The organism is Streptomyces sp. NPDC001135 (assembly GCF_053598395.1).
Window position 1 is genome coordinate 182,377 of record NZ_JBSFKD010000014.1, and the last position, 21,500, is coordinate 203,876.

Annotated in this window: 19 protein-coding genes; 12 read left to right on the forward strand and 7 right to left on the reverse strand. The window is 72.2% G+C overall.

The window, feature by feature from the left end; translation table 11 throughout:
• Positions 1 to 173 precede the first annotated feature (173 nt).
• Positions 174 to 1,049: an A/G-specific adenine glycosylase gene (locus tag ACWC94_RS19340; RefSeq protein ID WP_450797852.1), complete on the reverse strand. Its 876-nt coding sequence runs from the start codon at positions 1,047 to 1,049 to the stop codon at positions 174 to 176.
• Positions 1,050 to 1,229: 180 nt separating this feature from the next.
• Here ACWC94_RS19340 and ACWC94_RS19345 point away from each other — a divergent pair, with 180 nt between their 5' ends.
• On the forward strand, positions 1,230 to 2,036 hold the full coding sequence (locus tag ACWC94_RS19345) for a hypothetical protein (protein WP_450797854.1): 807 nt from the start codon (positions 1,230 to 1,232) through the stop codon (positions 2,034 to 2,036).
• A 140-nt stretch (positions 2,037 to 2,176) separates the two neighbouring features.
• Here the strand turns inward: ACWC94_RS19345 and disA are convergent, their stop codons facing one another.
• Positions 2,177 to 3,301: a DNA integrity scanning diadenylate cyclase DisA gene (disA, locus tag ACWC94_RS19350; protein ID WP_067052714.1), complete on the reverse strand. Its 1,125-nt coding sequence runs from the start codon at positions 3,299 to 3,301 to the stop codon at positions 2,177 to 2,179.
• 80 nt (positions 3,302 to 3,381) lie between these two features.
• Entirely contained in the window at positions 3,382 to 4,791 is a 1,410-nt protein-coding gene (gene radA, locus ACWC94_RS19355) for a DNA repair protein RadA (RefSeq protein ID WP_450797856.1), read from the reverse strand.
• Positions 4,792 to 5,009: 218 nt separating this feature from the next.
• Between radA and ACWC94_RS19360 the strand changes: the two genes are divergently transcribed.
• Positions 5,010 to 6,701: a BACON domain-containing protein gene (locus tag ACWC94_RS19360; RefSeq protein WP_450797858.1), complete on the forward strand. Its 1,692-nt coding sequence runs from the start codon at positions 5,010 to 5,012 to the stop codon at positions 6,699 to 6,701.
• Between the two features lie 389 nt (positions 6,702 to 7,090).
• Here ACWC94_RS19360 and ACWC94_RS19365 read toward each other — a convergent pair whose 3' ends face one another.
• Positions 7,091 to 7,891 (reverse strand): hypothetical protein, encoded by an 801-nt coding sequence (locus tag ACWC94_RS19365; protein WP_450797904.1) that lies wholly within the window; start codon positions 7,889 to 7,891, stop codon positions 7,091 to 7,093.
• Between the two features lie 146 nt (positions 7,892 to 8,037).
• Here ACWC94_RS19365 and ACWC94_RS19370 point away from each other — a divergent pair, with 146 nt between their 5' ends.
• From ACWC94_RS19370 to ilvD, 4 genes are all read left to right on the forward strand, one after another.
• Positions 8,038 to 8,970, forward strand: coding sequence for a Ppx/GppA phosphatase family protein (locus ACWC94_RS19370; protein WP_450797860.1), 933 nt, complete (start codon positions 8,038 to 8,040; stop codon positions 8,968 to 8,970).
• A 144-nt stretch (positions 8,971 to 9,114) separates the two neighbouring features.
• Positions 9,115 to 9,927 carry a sugar phosphate isomerase/epimerase family protein gene (locus ACWC94_RS19375; protein ID WP_450797862.1) on the forward strand — a complete coding sequence of 271 codons (813 nt, stop codon included), beginning with the start codon at positions 9,115 to 9,117 and terminating at the stop codon, positions 9,925 to 9,927.
• A complete protein-coding gene (locus tag ACWC94_RS19380) occupies positions 9,924 to 10,565 on the forward strand; it encodes a TetR/AcrR family transcriptional regulator (RefSeq protein ID WP_450797864.1) in 642 nt (213 codons plus the stop codon). Before ACWC94_RS19375 ends, ACWC94_RS19380 begins: the two co-directional genes overlap by 4 nt.
• 162 nt (positions 10,566 to 10,727) lie before the next feature.
• On the forward strand, positions 10,728 to 12,581 hold the full coding sequence (ilvD, locus tag ACWC94_RS19385) for a dihydroxy-acid dehydratase (protein ID WP_450797866.1): 1,854 nt from the start codon (positions 10,728 to 10,730) through the stop codon (positions 12,579 to 12,581).
• Positions 12,582 to 12,634: 53 nt separating this feature from the next.
• Here ilvD and ACWC94_RS19390 read toward each other — a convergent pair whose 3' ends face one another.
• Complete coding sequence (locus ACWC94_RS19390; protein WP_450797868.1) at positions 12,635 to 14,728, reverse strand: protein kinase domain-containing protein; 2,094 nt, start codon at positions 14,726 to 14,728, stop codon at positions 12,635 to 12,637.
• A 179-nt stretch (positions 14,729 to 14,907) separates the two neighbouring features.
• On the opposite strand from ACWC94_RS19390, the gene ACWC94_RS19395 reads away from it, so the two are divergent.
• Positions 14,908 to 15,225, forward strand: a complete 318-nt coding sequence (locus ACWC94_RS19395; RefSeq protein WP_450797870.1) for an SH3 domain-containing protein — start codon at positions 14,908 to 14,910, stop codon at positions 15,223 to 15,225.
• 42 nt (positions 15,226 to 15,267) lie between these two features.
• A complete protein-coding gene (locus tag ACWC94_RS19400) occupies positions 15,268 to 15,792 on the forward strand; it encodes an EamA/RhaT family transporter (RefSeq protein WP_450797872.1) in 525 nt (174 codons plus the stop codon).
• A gap of 56 nt (positions 15,793 to 15,848) precedes the next feature.
• Here ACWC94_RS19400 and ACWC94_RS19405 read toward each other — a convergent pair whose 3' ends face one another.
• On the reverse strand, positions 15,849 to 16,316 hold the full coding sequence (locus ACWC94_RS19405) for an SAM-dependent methyltransferase (RefSeq protein WP_450797874.1): 468 nt from the start codon (positions 16,314 to 16,316) through the stop codon (positions 15,849 to 15,851).
• Positions 16,317 to 16,483: 167 nt separating this feature from the next.
• On the opposite strand from ACWC94_RS19405, the gene ACWC94_RS19410 reads away from it, so the two are divergent.
• The 4 genes from ACWC94_RS19410 to proC all read left to right on the forward strand — a co-directional run bounded on the left by ACWC94_RS19410 (position 16,484) and on the right by proC (position 19,877).
• Positions 16,484 to 17,272: a class I SAM-dependent methyltransferase gene (locus ACWC94_RS19410; protein ID WP_450797876.1), complete on the forward strand. Its 789-nt coding sequence runs from the start codon at positions 16,484 to 16,486 to the stop codon at positions 17,270 to 17,272.
• Between the two features lie 149 nt (positions 17,273 to 17,421).
• Positions 17,422 to 18,204: an ABC transporter ATP-binding protein gene (locus tag ACWC94_RS19415; protein WP_450797878.1), complete on the forward strand. Its 783-nt coding sequence runs from the start codon at positions 17,422 to 17,424 to the stop codon at positions 18,202 to 18,204.
• A complete protein-coding gene (locus tag ACWC94_RS19420; protein WP_450797880.1) occupies positions 18,201 to 18,974 on the forward strand; it encodes an ABC transporter permease in 774 nt (257 codons plus the stop codon). The genes ACWC94_RS19415 and ACWC94_RS19420 overlap by 4 nt, the downstream gene beginning before the upstream one ends.
• A 90-nt stretch (positions 18,975 to 19,064) precedes the next feature.
• Positions 19,065 to 19,877, forward strand: coding sequence for a pyrroline-5-carboxylate reductase (gene proC, locus ACWC94_RS19425; protein ID WP_450797882.1), 813 nt, complete (start codon positions 19,065 to 19,067; stop codon positions 19,875 to 19,877).
• 77 nt (positions 19,878 to 19,954) lie between these two features.
• Here the strand turns inward: proC and trpS are convergent, their stop codons facing one another.
• Positions 19,955 to 20,983, reverse strand: a complete 1,029-nt coding sequence (gene trpS / locus ACWC94_RS19430; protein ID WP_450797884.1) for a tryptophan--tRNA ligase — start codon at positions 20,981 to 20,983, stop codon at positions 19,955 to 19,957.
• Positions 20,984 to 21,500: the final 517 nt, after the last annotated feature.

A 21,500-nucleotide genomic window follows, 5' to 3' on the forward strand; every position in this document is an offset into this window, starting at 1 on the left:
TGGTTGTCACGGCGTTGTCCGAACCAGCCTGCGGCTAGCAATCGGCTATCCGTCGGTTGTGTAACGGACAAGGGAACGGGGTAAGCAGGCGGACCGGTATGTCCCTTTATGTAAGCCTTTGTCGAGCAGATGGCGCCGTAACAGAGGCGCCAGAGCTGTGACTTGGCTGTTCGTCAGCTCAGCGGCAGCCGATACAGACCGCCCGGCAGCGGCTCCACCAGGCCGTCCGCGACGAGCCCGTCGAGCGCGCGGGCGCGCTGCACCGGCTCGTGCCACACCCGGTCCAGCACCGCCTGCGGCACCGACGCGTGCGCCTCCCGCAGGACCGCCAGCAGCTTGCCGCGCACCTGCCGGTCCGTACCGGCGTACGTCTGCCCGCGCCGCGGCGGGCCCGTGTGCTCCGGCTTGCCGGCCAGCCGCCAGGCGCACTGGGCGGCGATCGGGCACCGCCCGCACCCCTCGTTCTTCGCCGTGCACACCAGCGCGCCCAGCTCCATGGTGGCCGCCGCCCAGCGCGCGGCGGTCCCCTCGTCCTGCGGCAGCAGCTCACGGGCGAGCCTGCGCTCGGCGGCCGTCGTCGCGTTCGGCGGGTACTGCACGCCCGTCACCGCGCGCGCGAAGACCCGGCGCACGTTCGTGTCCAGCACCGGATGCCGCTGCCCGTACGCGAAGGAGGCCACCGCGGCGGCCGTGTACTCGCCGATGCCGGGCAGCGCCAGCAGCTGCGCATGGTCCGTCGGTACGTCCCCGCCGTGCCGTTCCGTTATGGCGACCGCCGCCCCGTGCAGCCGCAGGGCCCGGCGCGGATAGCCGAGCCGGCCCCAGGCGCGCACCGCCTCGCCCGGCGCCTCCTTCGCCAGGTCGGCGGGGCGCGGCCAGCGGGCGAGCCACTCCTCGTAGACGGGCAGGACCCGGCTCACCGGGGTCTGCTGGAGCATGAACTCGCTGACCATCACACCCCACGGGCCCGCCTCCGGGCGGCGCCAGGGGAGGTCGCGGGCGTGGGCGTCGAACCAGGCGATCACGGGGGTGTGCAGCTTCTCAGTCATGGCCTTCCGATCCTGCCACGGCCCGGGCCGCCCGGTGGGTGACGGCGCGGTCACACAGCGTCGTGACCGATGAAGAGCCGTGCGGCTGACGGCGGTTGCCGGAATGATGATCGGGAAAAGTTGGCGCTCGCGCGGCGGGTGGCGCAAGCGAGCAAGGGGATCTCTCGTACAGTTTGCGCCGTGGGATCTCTGCGCAATCCGGTCGGGCCGCTTCCCTCCTCCATCTACTGGCGAAGGAGGGTCGTACTGCTGTCGGTGTTCGCGGTGTTGGCGCTGCTGGTCACGTGGATCGTCACCGCGGGCGGCGGGAGCGGCAGGAAGAGCGCCGGCGGATCCAACGACAAGAATCCCGCACCCACGATCACTCCGGGACCCTCCTCGTCCGGGCCCGCGATCAGCCAACACCCGGGCGGGCGCGACGAGTCGGGCGGCGGCTCCAGCGGGAGCGATTCCGGTTCCGGCGGCAGCGGTTCGGACGGCGGTTCCACCGGCTCCTCCGGCGGCGGCGCGGCCGGAGGCTCGGGTTCGGCTTCCGGCGGCGGCAACGTCGGTGCGGGCGACGCGCTCCCGGCGTCCTCCCCGCTGCCCGACTGCACGTCCGGCGCGGTGGCGTTGAGCCTGCGGAGCCTGCACAACTCCTACTCGCCCGACCAGACGCCGACCTTCGAACTCACCGCGAAGAACGGCTCGTCCGCCGACTGCAAGATCGATCTCGGGTCCAGGAGCACGGTGTTGACGATCACGCCGGCGGCCGGGAGCGACGCGTTCTGGTCGTCGGACGACTGCCCCAAGGGCGCGGGGAGCCTGGTGTTCCGGGTACCGGCGGGGAAGAGCATCACGTACACCGTGACGTGGGACCGGAAGCCGAGTGCTCCGCACTGCGCGAAGGCCTCCGGCGGTACGGCCGGCACGGGGACGTATCTGCTGGAGGCGAAGGCACCGGGGTACGGCAAGGTGCGGGCGTCGTTCGTGCTGTCGGCCGACTGAGGACGGGACCGGTCGACCAAAAGGCGGGGTGACGCGATTCGGGGTCGGGTGCGGGTGCCTGGGGGGCGCGATCAGCCATCGGCGGCCCGCACTCGCCACAGGACACACGCCCCCCGAGTCATGGGGCGCCCGGCCGAAACTCAGACGTACCGCTCCAAGATGGAGGACTCGGCCAAACGCGACAAACCTTCCCGTACGCTTCTCGCCCGGGCCTCGCCCACACCGTCCACCGTCTGCAGATCGTCCACGCTGGCGGCGAGCAGCTTCTGCAGCCCCCCGAAGTGCTCCACCAGCCGGTCGATGATCGCGCCCGGAAGACGCGGAACCTTGGCCAGCAGCCGGAAGCCGCGCGGGGAGACCGCCGAGTCGAGCGTCTCGGGAGAGCCGGTGTAGCCCAGCGCACGCGCCACCGTGCCCAGTTCGAGAAGCTCCGCGTGGGTCAGCGCGTCCAGCTCGGACAGCGCCTCCTCGACCGTACGGGACCGCTTCGCCGTCGGCTCGGGGACGTAGTCCCGGACGACCAGCTCACGGTCGGGCTCGACGCCGGCGATCAACTCCTCCAGCTGGAGCGCGAGCAGACGCCCGTCCGTGCCCAGCTCGACCACGTACTCGGCGATTTCGGTGGCGATGCGCCGGACCATCTCCAGGCGCTGCGCGACGGCGGACACGTCCCGCACCGTCACCAGGTCCTCGATCTCCAGCGCCGACAGCGTGCCCGCCACCTCGTCCAGGCGCAGCTTGTACCGCTCCAGCGTGGCCAGCGCCTGGTTCGCACGGGACAGGATCGCCGCCGAGTCCTCCAGGACGCGCCGCTGACCGTCGACGTACAGGGCGATCAGGCGCATCGACTGCGAGACGGAGACCACGGGGAAGCCGACCTGCTTGCTCACCCGGTCCGCCGTGCGGTGCCGTGTCCCCGTCTCCTCCGTGGGGATCGTGGGGTCCGGGACCAGCTGCACGCCCGCCCGGAGGATCTTCGACAGGTCCGAGGACAGCACGATGCCGCCGTCCAGCTTGCACAGCTCCCGCAGCCGGGTCGCGGTGAACTCCACGTCCAGGACGAACCCGCCCGTGCACATCGCCTCGACCGTCTTGTCGGAGCCGAGGACGATCAGCCCGCCGGTGTTGCCGCGCAGCACGCGCTCGAGGCCGTCGCGCAGGGCCGTACCGGGAGCCACGGCGCTCAGCGAGGCGCGCATCAGGCCATCGGAACCGGCACTCCCACCGGACTTTCCGGGAGCTGCTGCCCGGTCGTTGGCTGCCACTGCACTCCTCCGGTCGCAGGTTCTGACGCGCTCCCTTAGCCGCACGCGGTTCGTACGGACGGGCGAGACCTGGGCAAAGTCTACCGGCGCTCCTCAGCCTCCCGGGGGGCCTCTCGGCGACGGGAGCGCGGCAGCACCCGCAGCGCGTCCCCCATGTCGGCGACTTCCAGGACCTTCATGCCGGACGGGACCTTGCCCGGATCGGTCGGCACGAGCGCGTGCGTGAAGCCCAGCCGGTGCGCCTCGGCGAGCCTGCGCTGCACGCCCGTGACCCGTCTCACCTCGCCCGCGAGGCCGACCTCGCCGATGGCCACCAGGTTCTTCGGCAACGGGGTGTCGCTGGCGGCGGAGGCCAGCGCGAGCGCGATCGCGAGGTCGGCGGCCGGCTCCGACAGCTTCACACCGCCCACCGTCGCGGAGTAGATGTCCCGCTTGCCGAGCGCGCTGATCCGGCCGCGCTGCTCCAGGACGGCCAGCATCATCGACACGCGCGAGGTCTCCAGGCCGGAGGTCGTCCGGCGCGGGGAGGGGATCTGGGAGTCGACGGTCAGTGCCTGCACCTCGGCCACCAGCGGGCGGCGGCCCTCCAGGGTGACGGTCAGGCACGTACCGGGGACCGGCTCGTCCCGGCGGGTCAGGAACAGGCCGCTGGGGTCGGCGAGGCCGGTGATGCCCTCGTCGTGCAGCTCGAAGCAGCCGACCTCGTCCGTGGCGCCGTAGCGGTTCTTCACGCCGCGGACCAGGCGCAGGCGGGCGTGCCGGTCGCCCTCGAAGTGCAGGACGACGTCCACCAGGTGCTCCAGGAGGCGGGGACCGGCGATGGCACCGTCCTTCGTGACGTGACCCACCAGGAGGGTGGACATGCCGCGCTCCTTCGAGGCGCGGATCAGAGCACCCGCGACCTCCCTCACCTGAGCCATGCCACCGGGCGCGCCCTCGATCTCGGGGGAGGCGACCGTCTGCACCGAGTCGAGGATCAGCAGGGACGGCTTCACCTCGTCCAAGTGGCCGAGGACGGCGGACAGATCGGTCTCGGCGGCCAGATACAGCTCGTCGTGCAGGGCGCCGATGCGGTCGGCGCGCAGCCGCACCTGGCTCGCCGACTCCTCACCGGTGACATACAGGGTGCGGTGTTCGGCGCTCGCGGCCTTGGCGGCCACGTCCAGCAGCAGCGTGGACTTGCCGACGCCGGGTTCGCCCGCGAGCAGCACGACCGCGCCGGGTACCAGGCCGCCGCCGAGCACGCGGTCCAGCTCGGGCACGCCGGTCGAGCGGGCGGTGGCCTGGCGGCCGTCGACCTGGCCGATGGGCAGCGCGGAGGTGCTGACCCGGCCCGGTGCCGTCGTACGGACCGCGGGCGCGCCGTACTCCTCGACCGTGCCCCACGCCTGGCACTCGGGGCAGCGGCCGAGCCACTTGGCCGTCTGCCAGCCGCACTCGGTGCAGCGGTAGGACGGGCGGTCCTTGGTGGTCTTGGTACGGGCAGCCATGCGGAAACCGTAGCCCGCGGCACTGACAACGGGTCCCCGGGCCGTCCGAACCCGTCCCCGGGCTCCCCGCGGATGAACCGGTATCGGCCACCACCCGTCGGGATCGCGCCACGGAACAAAGGGTTCCTGTCCCCTTATGAGGGATCGTTTCACCCGTGCGGGTTAAAAGTGCTCAAGCTTCGAGAAGGGGCACTCCGCCGCCGCCTACGGTCGCACGGGTGACGAGCAGCAGTCCGGAGACCACCACCCGCAGCACCGGAGCGCACCGCGTGCAGCGCGAGGCACGCGATCGCACCACCGCGCGCACCCTCGCCCAGCGGCCGCCGGCGCGCTACGAACCGTACCTGGACGGACTGTTCACCTACTGTCTGTCGGTGCTGTGCGACCACGACGCGGCCACCGCCGCCCTGGGCGACGCCCTCGCCCTGGCCGAGCGGCGCGGCCACCGCGTCCCGCAGGCCGCCGCCGACCGCAGGGCCTGGCTGTACGCGCTGGCCCGCTGGGCGTGCCTGCGCAAGCTGGCCGAGGCCAAGCAGAAACGTCAGGCCACCCACGCGGCCGGCCGTTCCGGTGCCGGGAGACCGACCGGGCCCCAGGTGCCCGATCCGCCGGTTGCCCCGGAGGCCCACGAGCGGCGCCGCCGGGAACTGGCCCTGCTCGCCTGGCCGGAGGCGGCCGGTACGACCCCCGAGCAGCGCGAGGCCCTGGAACTGGCGGTCCGCCACCACCTGGCCGCGCGGGAGGTCGCCGCCGTCCTCGGCATGGAGACGGCCGCCGCGCGCGAACTGCTCGCCACGGCCGCCTGCGAGGTCGAGCGCACCCGCGCGGCCCTCGCCGTCGTCGAGACCGGCGGCTGTCCGAGCGTGGCCCACCTCACCGGGGACAGCGGCCTGGTCCTGAGTACGGCGCTGCGCCGCGAGCTGGTCCGCCACGTCGACGACTGCCCGCGCTGCCGCCGCACCGCCGAGCGCGCCGTCCCCGGCCGCTGGCCCGGCGCCACGGTCACCCCGGCCGAACTGCCCGTCCTGGAGGCCCCGCGCGCGGCCCTGCACATCGCCCTGGCCCACCACGCACGCGCGCGTGGCGCGGCGGCACCCCGCTTCGACCGGCGTGGCTTCCCGATGGACCCCAAGGACCGCGCGGCCCGCCGCGACCGGCTACGCGCGCGTGCGGTGACGACGACCGTCGTCGCCACGGTGGTGGCCGCCCCCGTCCTGGCCCTGTGGGCCGCCTACCGGGGTGCCCCGACGGCGGAGGGCGAGGGCCCCTCGGCCACCGCACATGAGGCGCAGGGCCCCGACGCCCTCGGCGGTGACACGGCCGGCGGTTACGAGAACGCCGGGAACGCCAGCGCGAAGCCCGGCACCCGGCTCGGTGAGGACGGCGAGGCGGACGTCTCCGTGGAGGTCGTCAGCGCCGACGGCACGGGCGGCGCGAGGTCCGGACAGCTCGACGTCAGCGCCGCCGGCGACGGCGACACCACGCTGATCACCCTCAGCGCCTCGGGTTCCGGGCCGGTCGCCTGGTCCGCGTCCACCACGGCGCACTGGCTCTACCTCAGCCGGTCCTCGGGAACCCTGGCGGCCGGCGAGACGTTGACGATCAAGGTGTACGTCGACCATCTGCAGGAGCCCTCCGGCCACTGGCACGCACAGCTGGCGATCTCCCCGGCCGGTGCGGTGGTCTCCATCGACGGCTACGGCACGGCACCGACCCGCCGCCCCGCACCCCGGCCCCCGTCCTCCGACCCCACCCCGCCCCCGCCCAGCACACCCCCCACCGACCCCCCTCCCACCCAGACCCCGCCGTCACCGGCCCCGACCCCCACCCCCACGGATCCACCGTCACCCCCCGACTCCCCGACCCCGACGCCCTCCCAGCCGGGGAGCGATACGCCGAGTCCCCCCTAGGGCTGTGCCTGCGGGGGGCGCATGCCGAGGGTGTTCGGCGGATCCGCCTCAGGGGGCGACCCGTTTGCGGTGGAAGGCACCGGCCCGGTACAGCGGCCGAGGGGTGGCGGGCGACGGACTTCCCATCCGGGCGCCCCCGTCCCGGCGTCCCCGTCCGGGCGACGGACTTCCACCCGGGCGACGGAGCAGCGCGGGGCACAGGGGCGGGCGGCGGACCCCCGGGGCGCACGCCGGACGCCCCGGGTCGGCGTCGGACGCCCGCGGGGGCGGGCACCGGGCCCGCCGGGCGTGTCCGTCCCGCGCGCGGCGGTCGGTCGGCCCCTCGGTGTCCTGTCGGGCGGCCGGGACGGGGGACGGACGGGTGGGAGGGAAGGGGGCGGGTGGTGGGGCTACGGGGCCGGGTCGGCCGGGTGGGGGGCGACCAGGGGGAGCTGCGACGCCAGCCGCTGTTCGCAGAGCTCGGCCAGGCGGTCGTAGCCGGCCTTGCCCATCAGTTCCGTCAGCTCGGCCCGGTAGGAGACGTACACCGGCTCGCCCGCGCCGTGCGCCGACGTCGCCGATGTGCACCACCAGTGCAGGTCGTGCCCGCCCGGACCCCAGCCCCGGCGGTCGTACTCGCCGATGGACACCTGCAGCACGCGCGTGTCGTCGGGCCGGTCGATCCAGTCGTACGTCCGCCGGATCGGCAGCTGCCAGCACACGTCCGGCTTGGTCTCCAGCGGCTCCCGGCCCTCCCGCAGCGCGAGGATGTGCAGGGAGCAGCCCGCGCCGCCCGCGAACCCCGGGCGGTTCTGGAAGATGCACGAGCCCTGGAACGGGCGGGTCTGCCGGGAGCCCTCGTCGTCCTCGGAGACCCAGCCGTCGCGGGTGCCCTCCGCGTGGTGCTGCCAGATCTCCGGCGTGAGCCGTGCCACGTGCGCGGCGACCCGCTTCTCGTCGTCCTCGTCCGAGAAGTGCGCGCCCAGCGAGCAGCACCCGTCGTCCGCGCGGCCCGCCTGGATGCCCTGGCAGCCGCTGCCGAAGATGCAGTTCCAGCGAGAGGTCAGCCATGTCAGATCACAGCGGAAGACCTGTTCGTCGTCCGCAGGATCGGGAAACTCCACCCAGGCGCGCGCGAAGTCGAGCCCCTTCTCGTCGCTCACCTGCGGAGCCTTCCGGGACTTCGTGGCCTTCGGGGACTTCGGGGACACGGACGCCGTCGCCTGGGAAGAATCCTTCACTCCCTTGGAGGATTTGTGGTTCTTCGCCTTTTTCGTCTTTGGCACGCGTCCAGAGTAAGTGGCCCAGGCCCGTACCGGGGACCGTGGACGGACAATCTGGCAGTAGCGTTCCGTATATGAGACTCGGTGTCCTGGACGTGGGTTCGAACACGGTGCATCTGCTGGTGGTGGACGCTCACCCCGGCGCGCGCCCGCTGCCCGCGCATTCGCACAAGGCCGAACTTCGGCTCGCCCAGCTCCTCGACGACAGCGGTGCCATCGGCGACGACGGCATCCACAAGCTGATCGACGTCGTGCAGGACGCCCTCCAGGCCGCCGAGGACAAGGGGGTCGAGGACCTGCTGCCGTTCGCCACCTCCGCCGTACGGGAGGCCAGCAACGCCGACGACGTCCTCGCGCGCGTGGCCGACGAGACCGGTGTACGACTCCAGGTCCTCAGCGGCGAGGAGGAGGCCCGCCTGACCTTCCTCGCGGTCCGCCGCTGGTTCGGCTGGTCCGCCGGAAAGCTCCTGGTCGTGGACATCGGCGGCGGCTCCCTGGAGATCGCCTACGGCATAGACGAGGAGCCGGACACCGCCGTCTCCCTGCCGCTCGGCGCCGGCCGGCTCACCGCGGGCTGGCTGCCCGGCGACCCGCCCGCCCCCGAGGCCGTACGCGCCCTGCGCCGCCACGTCCGTGCGGAGATCGCCCGCACGGTCGGCGAATTCAGCCGCTTCGGCGCCCCCGACCACGTCGTCGCCACGTCGAAGACCTTCAAGCAGCTCGCCCGCATCGCCGGCGCCGCCCGCAGCGCCGACGGCCTCTACGTCCAGCGTGAACTCAAGCGCGAGTCCCTGGAGGCCTGGGTCCCGCGGCTGGCCGGCATGACGGCCGACCAGCGCGCCGAGCTGCCGGGCGTCTCGGACGGCAGGGCCGGCCAGCTGCTGGCGGGTGCGCTGGTGGCCGAGGGCGCGATGGACCTGTTCGGCGTGGAGAGCCTGGAGGTCTGCCCGTGGGCCCTGCGGGAGGGCGTCATCCTCCGCCGCCTCGACCACATGGGTTCGGACTAGGGGGCGCCGGGGCGCGGGGCCGTGTCGACGTGCGGCTCCGCCGTGCGGGCGCCGCACACGACCCGCGCCTGCCCGAATGGCAAAGCTCACAACGGCGAACAGGCACCCGGCACCCTCACCACTCCACCCCGTAAGGTGACGGACGTGGCTGAACCAAGGGACGTTTCCGTTGCCCTGTCGACGGCCTCCGTATACCCGGAGTCCACGGCGACGGCCTTCGAGATCGCCGCGCGCCTCGGGTACGACGGCGTCGAGGTCATGGTGTGGACCGACCCCGTCAGCCAGGACATCGGGGCGCTGCGCCGCCTGTCGGACTACCACGGCATCCCGATCCTGGCCGTCCACGCCCCCTGCCTGCTGATCACCCAGCGGGTCTGGTCGACGGACCCGTGGGTCAAGCTGCAGCGGGCCCGGGCGGCCGCCGAGAAGCTGGGTGCCTCCACCGTCGTCGTGCACCCGCCCTTCCGCTGGCAGCGGCAGTACGCGCGCGACTTCGTCGACGGGATCTGGCGGATGGCGAACGAGACGGACGTGCGGTTCGCCGTCGAGAACATGTACCCGTGGCGCTACCGCGACCGCGAGATGCTCGCCTACGCCCCCGACTGGGACGTCACCAACGACGACTACCGGCACTTCACGATCGACCTCAGCCACACGTCGACGGCCCGCACGAACGCCCTGGACATGATCGACCGCATGGGCGACCGCCTGGGCCACGTGCACCTCGCCGACGGCCGGGGCTCGGCCAAGGACGAGCACCTGGTGCCCGGCCGCGGCACCCAGCCCTGCGCCGAGCTGCTGGAACACCTGACCCTGTCCGGCTTCGACGGCCATGTCGTCATCGAGGTCAACACCCGGCGGGCCATGTCCGGTGCCGAGCGCGAGGCCGACCTCGCCGAGGCCCTGGCCTTCACCCGCAAGCACCTGGCGTCGGCGGCAAGGATGCCCCGGCGATGAACGAGACTCCGGCCATGAGCGAGACGCCCGCCACCGGTGAGCCGACGGCCCGCAGAAGGGGCCGCCCGCCGCGCGCCGAGTCCGCGGACACCCGCGACCGCATCCTCGCCGCGGCCCGTGAGGAGTTCTCCGAGCGCGGGTACGAGAAGACGTCCGTACGCGGCATCGCCAAGGCGGCCGGGGTCGACTCGGCGCTCGTCCACCACTACTTCGGCACCAAGGAGCAGGTGTTCGAGGCGGCCATCGAGGTCGCCTTCGCACCCGCGCTGAACGCGCCGAACGCGGTGGCCGACGGCCCCCTGGAGGGGGTGGGGGAGCGGCTGACCCGCTTCGTCTTCGGCGTCTGGGACAACCCCACGACCCGTACACCCCTCCTCGCGATCCTCCGGTCCGCCGTGAACAACGAGACCGCCGCCGCCGTCTTCCGCCGCCTCGTCGCCTCCCAGCTGCTGCGCCGTATCGCCGCCCAGGTGGACCTGCCGGACCCGGAGCTGCGGGCCGAGCTGGCGGCCGCGCAGCTGGTGGGTACGGCGATGATGCGCTACGTGATCAAGCTGGAGCCGCTGGCGTCCGCGGATCTGGAACAGATCATCGCCCGGGTCGCCCCCGTCGTGCAGGGGCATCTCACGCACCCCTGAGCGCGCCTGGCCGAGCGGGAGGGGAACCGCTGCCCGTACCCGGCGGCCCATGGGACACGTGTCCCGCATTCCGGACAACCGTGTCCAGCGTTTGGAGCACCGGCGTACGCTCGGAGACAGTCAGAACTCTCTGGCAGTAGGTCTTCGAAGGAGCGAGCGACGATGCCCGAGCTGAGGTCCCGCACAGTCACCCACGGCCGCAACATGGCGGGCGCCCGCGCCCTGATGCGCGCTTCAGGTGTACCCGGTGCGGACATCGGCCGGAAGCCGGTCATCGCGGTCGCGAACTCCTTCACCGAGTTCGTCCCGGGCCACACCCACCTCCAGCCGGTCGGCCGGATCGTCAGCGAGGCGATCAAGGAGGCGGGCGGCATCCCGCGCGAGTTCAACACGATCGCCGTGGACGACGGCATCGCGATGGGCCACGGCGGCATGCTCTACAGCCTCCCCTCCCGCGACCTGATCGCGGACTCGGTGGAGTACATGGTCGAGGCGCACTGCGCCGACGCCATGGTCTGCATCTCCAACTGCGACAAGATCACCCCGGGTATGCTGCTGGCGGCCCTGCGCCTGAACATCCCCACGGTGTTCGTCTCCGGCGGCCCCATGGAGGCCGGCCGCGCCACCCTGGTCGACGGTACGGTCCGCACCCTCGACCTGGTCGACGCGATCTCCGACGCCGTCAACGACAAGATCTCCGACGAGGACATCCTCCGTATCGAGGAGAACGCCTGCCCGACCTGCGGCAGCTGTTCCGGCATGTTCACGGCCAACTCCATGAACTGCCTGACCGAGGCGATCGGCCTGTCCCTGCCCGGCAACGGCTCGGTGCTGGCCACCCACACCGCGCGCAAGCAGCTCTACGTCGACGCCGCCCGCACGGTCATGGACCTCACCCGCCGCTACTACGAGCAGGACGACGAGTCGGTCCTCCCGCTGAACATCGCCACCTTCCAGGCCTTCGAGAACGCCATGGCCCTGGACATCGCGATGGGCGGCTCCACGAACACGATCCTGCACCTGCTGGCCGCCGCCCAGGAGGCGGGCGTCCCGTTCGGTCTGGAGCAGATCGACGCCGTCTCGCGTCGCGTCCCGTGCCTGGCGAAGGTCGCCCCGAACGTGGCGAAGAACCGCACCTACTACATGGAGGACGTGCACCGCGCCGGCGGCATCCCCGCCCTGCTGGGCGAACTGCACCGCGCGGGCCTGCTCAACGAGGACGTCCACGCCGTCCACAGCCCGTCCCTGGCCGACTGGCTCAAGACCTGGGACGTCCGCGGCGGCTCCCCGTCCCCCGAGGCGGTCGAGCTGTGGCACGCGGCCCCCGGCTGCGTCCGCTCCGCCGAGGCCTTCTCCCAGTCCGAGCGCTGGGAGGCCCTGGACGAGGACGCGGAGGGCGGCTGCATCCGCAGCGCCGAGCACGCCTACTCGAAGGACGGCGGCCTGGCCGTCCTGAAGGGAAACCTGGCGGTCGACGGCTGCGTGGTCAAGACCGCCGGCGTCGACGAGTCGATCTGGACCTTCGAGGGCCCGGCGGTCGTCTGCGAGTCCCAGGAGGAGGCCGTCCAGCGGATCCTCACCCAGGAGGTCAAGGACGGCGACGTCGTCGTCATCCGCTACGAGGGCCCCAAGGGCGGCCCCGGCATGCAGGAGATGCTCTACCCGACCTCGTACCTGAAGGGCCGCGGCCTCGGCAAGACCTGCGCCCTGGTCACCGACGGCCGATTCTCCGGCGGCACCTCCGGCCTCTCCATCGGCCACGCCTCCCCGGAGGCGGCCGCCGGCGGCACGATCGCCCTGGTCCAGGACGGCGACCGCATCCGCATCGACATCCCGAACCGCACGATCGAGCTGCTGGTGGACGAGGCGGAACTGTCCCGCCGCGAGCAGGCCCTGAACGGCGTCCACGCCCCCAAGAACCGCGACCGCAAGGTCTCCGCCGCCCTCCGCGCCTACGCGGCGATGGCCACCAGCGCCGACAAGGGCGCGGTGCGCGACGTGACGAAGCTGGGCTGAGCGGTCGTACGACCCCAGGGGCCGCCTCCCTCAGGGGGCGGCCCCTGCGCACGTCACCAACCGGCCGGATCGCGCGCGGCCACGGCGAAGACGGTTCCGTCGGGGGCGGCGGCGTAGATGTGGCCGTCGGCGAGCAGAGGGGGCGGCATGTCGGCGGTGACCTCGTCCGCGTGGTCACCGAGCCGCGACCGGGTCTGCCCCGCGAGGCGTCCGTCGTGCGCGTCGAACGCCAGCAGGCGTCCGTCGGCCGCGGTGAAGTAGACGTGCTCACCGTCGCCGACCGGTGCCGAGCCGCGGCTGACGGACGTCTCGACCTGCCACAGCCGCTTACCGGCGGCCAGGTCGACGGCTTCCAGCGAGCCGCCCGCCGACAGCAGGTGGACCATGTCGCCGTGCGTGGTCGCCTGAGGGCTGAAGCGCGGGACCGGCAGCGCCACCCAGCGCGACGTCCTCGACGCCGGCGTGTAGCGGACCACGGCGTTCGTCGCCCCGGAGGCCGTGTCGAAGGACAGGAACGCCAAGGACCGGCCCAGGCTGCCGACGGGCTTGAGCGACCCCTGCAGTGAGGCCTGCCAGCGCACGGCGCCGGTCCCCGGATCCACCGCGGTGACGCGTGTGCGCGTCCCGTCCTCGGACGTGTTCGTCGCGTAGGCCAGCGGGTCCCCGGCGAACGAGGCGACGGACGGAGTGCCGTAGCCAGGGAGCCGCCGACTCCACTTCGTGCGGCCCGAACGGCCGTCCACCGCGGTGATCCTTCCGCCGGCACCCGTGAGCAGGGTCGTTCCGCCGGCGTACCGGACCGTTGTGCCGTGGGGCAGGGGCCGCTTCCACACCTCGTTGCCGGAGCGCAGGTCGAACGCCGTCAGCAGCGAACCGCCGTTCGTGCAGAGCTGCACGAGAGAGCCCGAGAGAACCGGCGGTCCGCTGATGGGCCTGGCGGCGATCGAGTGGTGCCACAGCGGTTTCCCGGCGGCAGCGGAGAGAGCGAAGACCGTGCCGGGCTGCGCGCACCACAACGTTGCGCTCCGGTACGAACACTGAGGCATCCCCGCCCCTTCGGGCGCCGCCCTGGTCTTCCAGGAGCCGAACACGGCAGCCTTGGTGGACGGTTGCGGGCCGGCCGGAGGGGGGTCGTCGCCTCCCGCCAGGTGGACGGAGGCGAGCGCGGCGGCCACCAGGAGACCGAGCGCCCCGGCGCCCACGGCCGCCTTCTTCCCCAGCCGCCGCCTGCCCGAGGGCGCGGGCCGCGCGGCCCGGGGCTCCGGCGCCGCTCCGTCGCCCGCCCGCTGCGCCGGTATGAACGCCTGCGTGTCGTACGAGGCCGCCACCGACCGCAGCTCCCGCATCAGTTCGTCGGGAGTCGGCCGGTCCTCCGGCTCCTTGGCGAGGCACCGCCGCACCAGCGGAACGAGGTTTTCCGGTACGCCGGTGAGGTCCGGCTCGTCATGCACGACCTGGTAGGCGACGACGTACGGGCTGTCGGAGTCGAAGGGCCCGCGTCCGGTCGCCGCGTGCACCATCACGGACCCGAGCGCGAAGATGTCGGCGGCGGGCCCCACTTCGCGCGGCCGCCGGAACTGCTCGGGCGCCATGAAGGGCGGCGTGCCGATCAACTTGCCGGTCTCCGTGCGCAGTTCGCTGTCCTTCGGCCGGGAGATGCCGAAGTCGATGACCTTCGGCCCGTCGTCGGCGAGCAGGACGTTGCTCGGCTTCAGATCCCGGTGCACGACCCCGACCCGGTGAATGTCGCGCAGCGCCTCGGCGAGCCCCGCCATCAGCCGGCGCAACTGGGCCGGCTCCATCGCCCCGTTCCGCTTCACCTCGTCGGAAAGGGTCGGTCCCGGAATGTACAGCGTGGCCATCCAGGGCCTCTCGGCATCCGGATCGGCGTCGACGACGGGCGCGGTGAAGGCCCCGCTCACCTTGCGAGCGGCGGCCACCTCCTGCCGGAAACGGCCCCTGAACTCGGGATCCCTGGCGAACTCGGCATGTACGACCTTCACCGCGAGTTTCATCCCCGAGGTGCTGTGGGCCAGGTGGACCACCCCCATGCCACCCGACCCCAGGCGTGACTGAAGACGGTAGTGACCGGCGTACTCGGGAAGTTCCGCTTCCGCGCCCGCTCCCGTGTTCCTGCGTGGCGTCATGCGCCCCCCCGTGCTGTTCGACCGCGCGCGCGACGCACGGAGCCTAGTCGATGACTCGTGCGAGACAGAGGCGGCTTGCTAGCCTGCGCGCGCGAGTCGCGCACAGATGTTTCGCGGCTCGTTCCAGGGGAACGAACGGCGCCCCATGACCGCATGGGGCTCAAGGGGGAAGGTTTCGCATGTCTGTTGACCGTGCCGAAGAGGCCGAGACCGGCACCGAGCCGGAGGCCATGACGGCCGAGACGGCCATCCGTACGTACGCGGTCGCTCCGGGCGTCCGCGTGAACGTCCGCAACGGCCCCGGCACCAGCTACGGCATCGTGCGTGTCCTGCCCGAGGGGACCCGTGTCCCGGTCTTCTGCCAGACGCCGGGGACGAAGGTGAGCGGCCCGTACGGCACGACGAACATCTGGGACAACATCGACAACGGCGAGTACGTGTCCGACGCCTACGTCCAGACCGGCAGCGACGGCTACATCGCGTCGCGCTGCGGCTGACCCCACCGGGAGCCCGCCCCCGCCCGGCGCCATAATCGTTCCGTGAGCGACGAAACCGGCACCCCGGACACCCCGGCGGGCTCCCCCGAGGGCGCGACCGCGGGCGGCGGCCCGCGTCCCGAGCCCCTCCGCTTCTTCGGCACCACCTGGGTGGACCACGACCACGGCTACGCGGCCCGCCGCGCCGGCGTCGCCGTCGGCTCGCTCGCCGCGGCCGTCGCCTCCTGCCTGGTCCTCCGCTTCGCCTATGAGGGCATCCAGATCGCCGACACCGGCTCCTTCGTGACCGTGCTGATCATCGCCATGTTCGCGATCTGCAGCGCGCTCGCCTTCCGCAACACCTGGGAGGGCTTCGGCAAGCGGCACGACCCGCAGCGCCAGGCGTCCCTGCGCGGCCTGCTCGCCATCGGCTTCGTCGGCTCCCTCCTCGCCTACTTCTTCCGCTCCCTCACCGAGGCGCCCGGCGAGAAGCTGCACCGCGAGGAGTACGAGAAGACCCGCGAGGAGTACGCGCGCCGCGCCTCCCGGCGAACCGGCAACCCCTCGAAGAAGAAGCGCCGCCGCTGACGCCCCCACCGGCCGGTCCGGAGCCCGTCCGCCCAGCCGGGCCGGTCCCCGCCAGGTCAGTAGTACCGGCTCATGATCTCCGTGGCCCACCGCGGCTGCCGGGTCGCGCCCTGCGGCCCGAACTCCGCCATGTACGGCTTGAGGTCCAGCACCGGAGTACCGTCCACCGCGTCGAGCCCCTCGACATGCACCTCCAGACCGTCGACCCGCAGCACACGGCAGCGCGAGACCCCGATCCGGTTGGGCCGGTTCTTGCCGCGCTGGGCGAAGATGCCGACCTTCGGCCAGTCGGCGTTGCCGCGCGGATGCCGGGCCCCGGTCTCGATCCTCTCCTCCGGCACCCGGTCGAAGTGATAGACGACCTCCAGATGGGAGAAGTCCTCCAGCCCGGCCAGGGCCTCCGCCGTGAACCGGTCACCGTCGACCCGGATCACTCCGCGGACCCCACCCCACGCGTCGTCCCGTACATCCCCCCGTCCGCCGACGACCCAGCCCACCGGTCGCACCACGATCTCCCCGGCCACGCCGACTCCCTTCCCCAGCACTCCAGCCCCACCAGTACCGTCGCCCCACGCTATCCGCACCGCCCGCCCCGCCGACGCCGAACGTCCCGCTCCGCGGCGGCCCTTGGGGGCGCGGAGTGCGTACAACACGGAGGCCAGGTGCCCGAGACGGTGGTGTTCTTGTCCGTATGACCACGACACCGCCCACCTCACCGACACCCTCGCCCACGGACCGCGCCCACTCCTTCAACGCCGCAGCCGCGCAGTACGCCGCGAACCGCCCCTCCTACCCGCCCGCCCTCTTCGACACCGTCGAGGAGCTGGCCGGCCGGTCCCTGTCGGGTGCCAGGGTCGTGGACGTCGGTGCCGGCACCGGTATCGCGACCGCCCTCCTGCACGACCGCGGTGCCCACGTCCTCGCCGTCGAACCCGGCGAGGGCATGACCGCCGAGTTCCGCCGCGGGCTGCCGCACCTCCCGGTCGTCCGCGGCAACGGCAACGCCCTCCCCGTCGCCGACGCACACGCCGACTTCGTCACCTACGCCCAGGCCTGGCACTGGACCGACACCGCCCGTTCGGTGCCGGAGGCGCTGCGGGTGCTGCGGCCGGGTGGCGCGCTGGCGCTGTGGTGGAACGGCGACGCCCTGGACGTCGAGTGGATCGCCGAGGCCGCCGTCCGGATCGGCGGTTTCTTCGGCGTGGACCTCATCGCCCGGCAGCGGGACGGCAGCCGCCCGGAGCTGGCCGACCCGAGTGGCCGTCTCCGCTTCAGCCGCCGGGTGGTCCGCTGGAGCCGCCGCGTCACGCTCGACACCCATCTCGCCAACATCGGCAGCCACTCGGCGTTCCTCCTCACGCCCGCCGAGTGCAGGACCGCCTTCCTCGAAGAGGAGCGCGCCCACCTGCTGAAGGTCTTCCCGGACGGCATCGTCGAGGAGACCTACGACGTGCTCCTCCTCGTCGCCACCAAGCCCTGACCCAGGGCTGCCGCACAGACACGACAGCGGCGGTCGGGCGCGGACGGCATCCCAGCCGCCCTCCCGGCCGCCGCTTTCCCGTGCCACCGCCCGTGCTTTCCATGCCGTCGCCCTTGACGCCGAGGCCCGCCGGGCCAATTATTCATCGCATGATGAATTATGCCGTCCAGGCCGACGACCTCACCGTCGTCCGCGGCCCCCGCACCGTCCTGCACCACCTCCGCTTCACCGTCCCCCGCGGACAGATCACCGGCCTCCTCGGCCCCTCCGGCTGCGGCAAATCCACCCTCATGCGCTCCATCGTCGGCACCCAGGCCAAGGTCACCGGGACCCTGAACGTCCTCGGCCAGCCGGCCGGCCACCCCACCCTGCGCAGCCGCATCGGCTATGTCACCCAAGCCCCCTCCGTCTACGACGACCTGACCGTCCGCCAGAACCTCGAATACTTCGCCGCGATCCTCGACCCCGGCCGCACAGCCGCCGAACGCCGCCACGAAGCCGACCGGGCCCTCACCGACGTCGACCTCACCAGCCACGCCGACGCCCTCGCCGGCAACCTCTCCGGCGGCCAGCGCGGCCGGGTCTCCCTGGCCGTCGCCCTGCTCGGCACCCCCGAACTCCTCGTCCTGGACGAACCCACCGTCGGCCTCGACCCCGTCCTGCGCCGCGACCTGTGGACCCTCTTCCACGACATCGCCGCCACCCGCGGCGCCACCCTCCTCGTCTCCTCCCACGTCATGGACGAGGCCGAGCGCTGCCACCGCCTCCTCCTCATGCGCGAGGGCGAGATCCTCGCCGACGGCACCCCCGACGCCCTGCGGACCCGCACCGGCACCGACACCGTCGAGGCCGCGTTCCTCCACCTCGTCGACGAAGCCGCCGCCGCACACCGCACCCAGCAGACGACCCGCCCCCAGGAGACGACCCGATGACTACGACCGCCCCCGCCGCCCCCACCAGCGCGCTCAGCGCCTCACGCACCACCGCCACCGCCGCCCGGGTCCTGCGCCAGCTCCGGCACGACCCGCGCACCATCGCGCTGATGCTCCTCATCCCGTGCCTGATGCTGATCCTGCTGCGCTACGTCTTCGACGCCAGCCCCCGCACCTTCGACACCATCGGCGCCTCCCTGCTCGGCATCTTCCCGCTGATCACCATGTTCCTGGTCACCTCCATCGCCACCCTGCGCGAACGCACCTCCGGCACCCTCGAACGTCTCCTCGCCATGCCCCTCGGCAAGGCCGATCTCATCGCCGGCTACGCCCTCGCCTTCGGCGCCCTCGCCATCGTCCAGTCCGCCCTCGCCACCGGACTCGCCGTGTGGCTGCTCGGCCTCGACGTCACCGGCTCCCCCTGGCTGCTCCTCCTCGTCGCCCTCCTCGACGCCCTGCTCGGCACCGCCCTCGGTCTCTTCGTCTCGGCCTTCGCGGCCTCGGAATTCCAGGCGGTCCAGTTCATGCCCGCGGTGATCTTTCCCCAACTCCTCCTCTGCGGCCTGTTCACTCCCCGGTCCGACATGCACCCCGCTCTCACCGCCATCTCCGACGTCCTGCCGATGTCGTACGCCGTCGACGGCATGAACCAGGTCCTGCACCACAGCGACATGACGGCCACCTTCCTGAGGGACGTCCTGATCGTGGCGGGCTGCGCGGTACTGGTACTGGGACTGGGAGCGGCGACGCTGAGGCGACGGACGGCCTAGGCGTGCCGAGCCGCACCCACCCGCACACCGGCGTTCCACCTGCCGGACAAACCGACCGCGCCTCTCGAGCCCGGTGCCAGACTGAACCCCATGAGCCAGAAAGTCGCAGTCCTCGGCACCGGCAAGATCGGCGAAGCCCTGCTCAGCGGAATGATCCGGGCCGGCTGGGCCCCCGCCGACCTCTTGGTCACCGCCCGCCGCCCCGAACGCGCCGAAGAACTCCGCGACCGCTACGGAGTCACGCCGGTCAGCAACACCGAGGCCGCCAAGACCGCCGACACCCTCATCCTCACGGTCAAGCCGCAGGACATGGGCACCCTCCTGGACGAGCTGGCCCCGCACGTCCCCGCCGACCGCCTGGTCATCAGCGGCGCCGCCGGTATCCCCACCTCCTTCTTCGAGGAGCGCCTGGCCGCGGGCACCCCGGTCGTCCGCGTCATGACCAACACCCCGGCCCTCGTCGACGAGGCCATGTCGGTCATCTCCGCCGGCAGCCACGCCACCGAACAGCACCTCGCCCACGCCGAGGAGATCTTCGGTGGCGTCGGCAAGACCCTCCGCGTCCCCGAGACCCAGCAGGACGCCTGCACCGCCCTGTCCGGCTCCGGCCCCGCGTACTTCTTCTATCTGGTCGAGGCCATGACCGACGCCGGCATCCTGCTCGGCCTGCCCCGCGACAAGGCCCACGACCTCATCGTCCAGTCCGCCATCGGCGCCGCCGTGATGCTCCGCGACAGCGGCGAGCACCCCGTCAAGCTCCGCGAGAACGTCACTTCCCCGGCCGGCACGACGATCAACGCCATCCGCGAACTGGAGAACCACGGCGTACGAGCCGCCCTCATCGCCGCCCTCGAAGCCGCCCGCGACCGCAGCCGCGAACTCGCCTCCGGCAAGAAGGACTGACCCGGCGCCGGGGGCGACGGCTCACCGGCAGCCGCCCGCCCCCGCACGCCCGACCGGCACCCGCAGGCCAGACCGGACTAACGGCCGGCCGCGCTCATCTCCGTCTCGAACAGCGGCGGCAACAACCCGATCGCCCGGTAGGCCGCATCGACGGTCGGCCGGGCCATCGCCCTCGCCTTCTCCGCACCATCGCGCAGCACCCCCTCCACATACGCAGGATCCGCGCACAGCTCCCTGTGCCTGGCCTGCACGGGCCTGAGGACCTCCACCACGGCCTCCGCGGTGTCCTTCTTCAAGGCGCCGTACGACTCGTAAACGCCCGCCAGTGACTCAGGGTTCCCACTCGTGCACGCAGCGAGAATCTCCAGCAGATTCGCGACCCCCGGCCGCCCCTCCCGGTCGTACTCCACGTCCCGCCTGCTGTCGGTGACGGCCCGCATGACCTTCTTCCGCACGTCGTCCGGTTCGTCGAGCAGATAGACGACGCCCAGGCCCGAGTCGTCCGACTTCCCCATCTTCGACGCCGGGTTCTGCAGATTCATCACCCGCGCCGCGACCCCCGGACGCGTCGCCTTCGGCACCACGAACGTGTGCCCGTACCTCTGGTTGAACCGCACCGCCAGATCCCGCGCCAGCTCGACGTGCTGCACCTGGTCGTCCCCGACCGGCACCTCGTCCGCGCCGTACCCCAGGATGTCCGCCGCCATCAGCACCGGATACGTCAGCAGCGACAGCCGCACCGTCCCGCCACGCTCCCGCACCTTCGCGGTCTTCTCCTTGTACTGGATCATCCGCCGCATCTCACCGTCGGTCGCCACGCACTCCAGCAGGTACGACAGCCTCGTGTGCTCGTCGACATGGCTCTGCAGGAACACCGTGCACACCTCGGGATCGAGCCCGGCCGCCAGCATCAACGTCGCCGTCTGCCGACTGAGCCTGAGCAACCGCGCCGGGTCCTGGTCCACGGTCAGCGCGTGCAGATCCACGACGCAGAACAACGAGTCGGCCCGGTGCTGGTCCGTCTCCGCCCAGCGGCGCATGGCTCCCAGGTAGTTGCCCAGCGTCAGGTGCCCGGTCGGCTGAATCCCGCTGAAGACCCGCGTCATCTCCACTCCACCTCCTGATCGAGACCGCCGTTCCTGCGGCCGGCCCCCGGAGTCCTGGAGGAGATACGAGAACGGCCGCCGAAGCGGCGGCCGTTGGATGCATACGTGAGTACGGCCGCCGTCAGGCGGCCCACCAAAGCTGGGTACACGTACGCGTGGTCATGCCGGTCAGAGTACGCCTCCGGGGTGCTCCCGACACAAGAGTTGACACACCTCACCCCGGTCCGTAGTGTTCTCCGGGTTGTCCGACGTGAGCGCCGACCCCGGTCGGTCCCCGGACAGCCACTCCGCAAGTACCAGCACTCAATCGACGCCCCGGTGTCGGCTGTTTTCGCATGCGTATTTTCGGAATGAGGAATCCGCGTTCGAAAGGGCGCAGCCCCCGATTAGCTCGGGAGCACGGAATCCGCTAAAGTCTCACTCGTCGGAACGGCCCAACGGCCGGGAAGACAACCCCCCTGACTGGGAGTCAGACACCGAAAGGATCTGATAGAGTCGGAACCGCCGGAAAGGGAAA

Excerpts from the sequence above, each read along its gene's own strand:
- ACWC94_RS19420 (WP_450797880.1), top strand. The coding sequence starts at position 18,201 with ATGACTACGACCGCCCCCGCCGCCCCCACCAGCGCGCTCAGCGCCTCA.
- proC (WP_450797882.1), top strand. The coding sequence starts at position 19,065 with ATGAGCCAGAAAGTCGCAGTCCTCGGCACCGGCAAGATCGGCGAAGCC.
- ACWC94_RS19410 (WP_450797876.1), top strand. The coding sequence starts at position 16,484 with ATGACCACGACACCGCCCACCTCACCGACACCCTCGCCCACGGACCGC.
- ACWC94_RS19395 (WP_450797870.1), top strand. The coding sequence starts at position 14,908 with ATGTCTGTTGACCGTGCCGAAGAGGCCGAGACCGGCACCGAGCCGGAG.
- ACWC94_RS19390 (WP_450797868.1), bottom strand. The coding sequence starts at position 14,728 with ATGACGCCACGCAGGAACACGGGAGCGGGCGCGGAAGCGGAACTTCCC.
- ACWC94_RS19380 (WP_450797864.1), top strand. The coding sequence starts at position 9,924 with ATGAACGAGACTCCGGCCATGAGCGAGACGCCCGCCACCGGTGAGCCG.
- ACWC94_RS19340 (WP_450797852.1), bottom strand. The coding sequence starts at position 1,049 with ATGACTGAGAAGCTGCACACCCCCGTGATCGCCTGGTTCGACGCCCAC.
- ACWC94_RS19370 (WP_450797860.1), top strand. The coding sequence starts at position 8,038 with ATGAGACTCGGTGTCCTGGACGTGGGTTCGAACACGGTGCATCTGCTG.
- ilvD (WP_450797866.1), top strand. The coding sequence starts at position 10,728 with ATGCCCGAGCTGAGGTCCCGCACAGTCACCCACGGCCGCAACATGGCG.
- trpS (WP_450797884.1), bottom strand. The coding sequence starts at position 20,983 with ATGACGCGGGTCTTCAGCGGGATTCAGCCGACCGGGCACCTGACGCTG.
- ACWC94_RS19415 (WP_450797878.1), top strand. The coding sequence starts at position 17,422 with ATGATGAATTATGCCGTCCAGGCCGACGACCTCACCGTCGTCCGCGGC.
- radA (WP_450797856.1), bottom strand. The coding sequence starts at position 4,791 with ATGGCTGCCCGTACCAAGACCACCAAGGACCGCCCGTCCTACCGCTGC.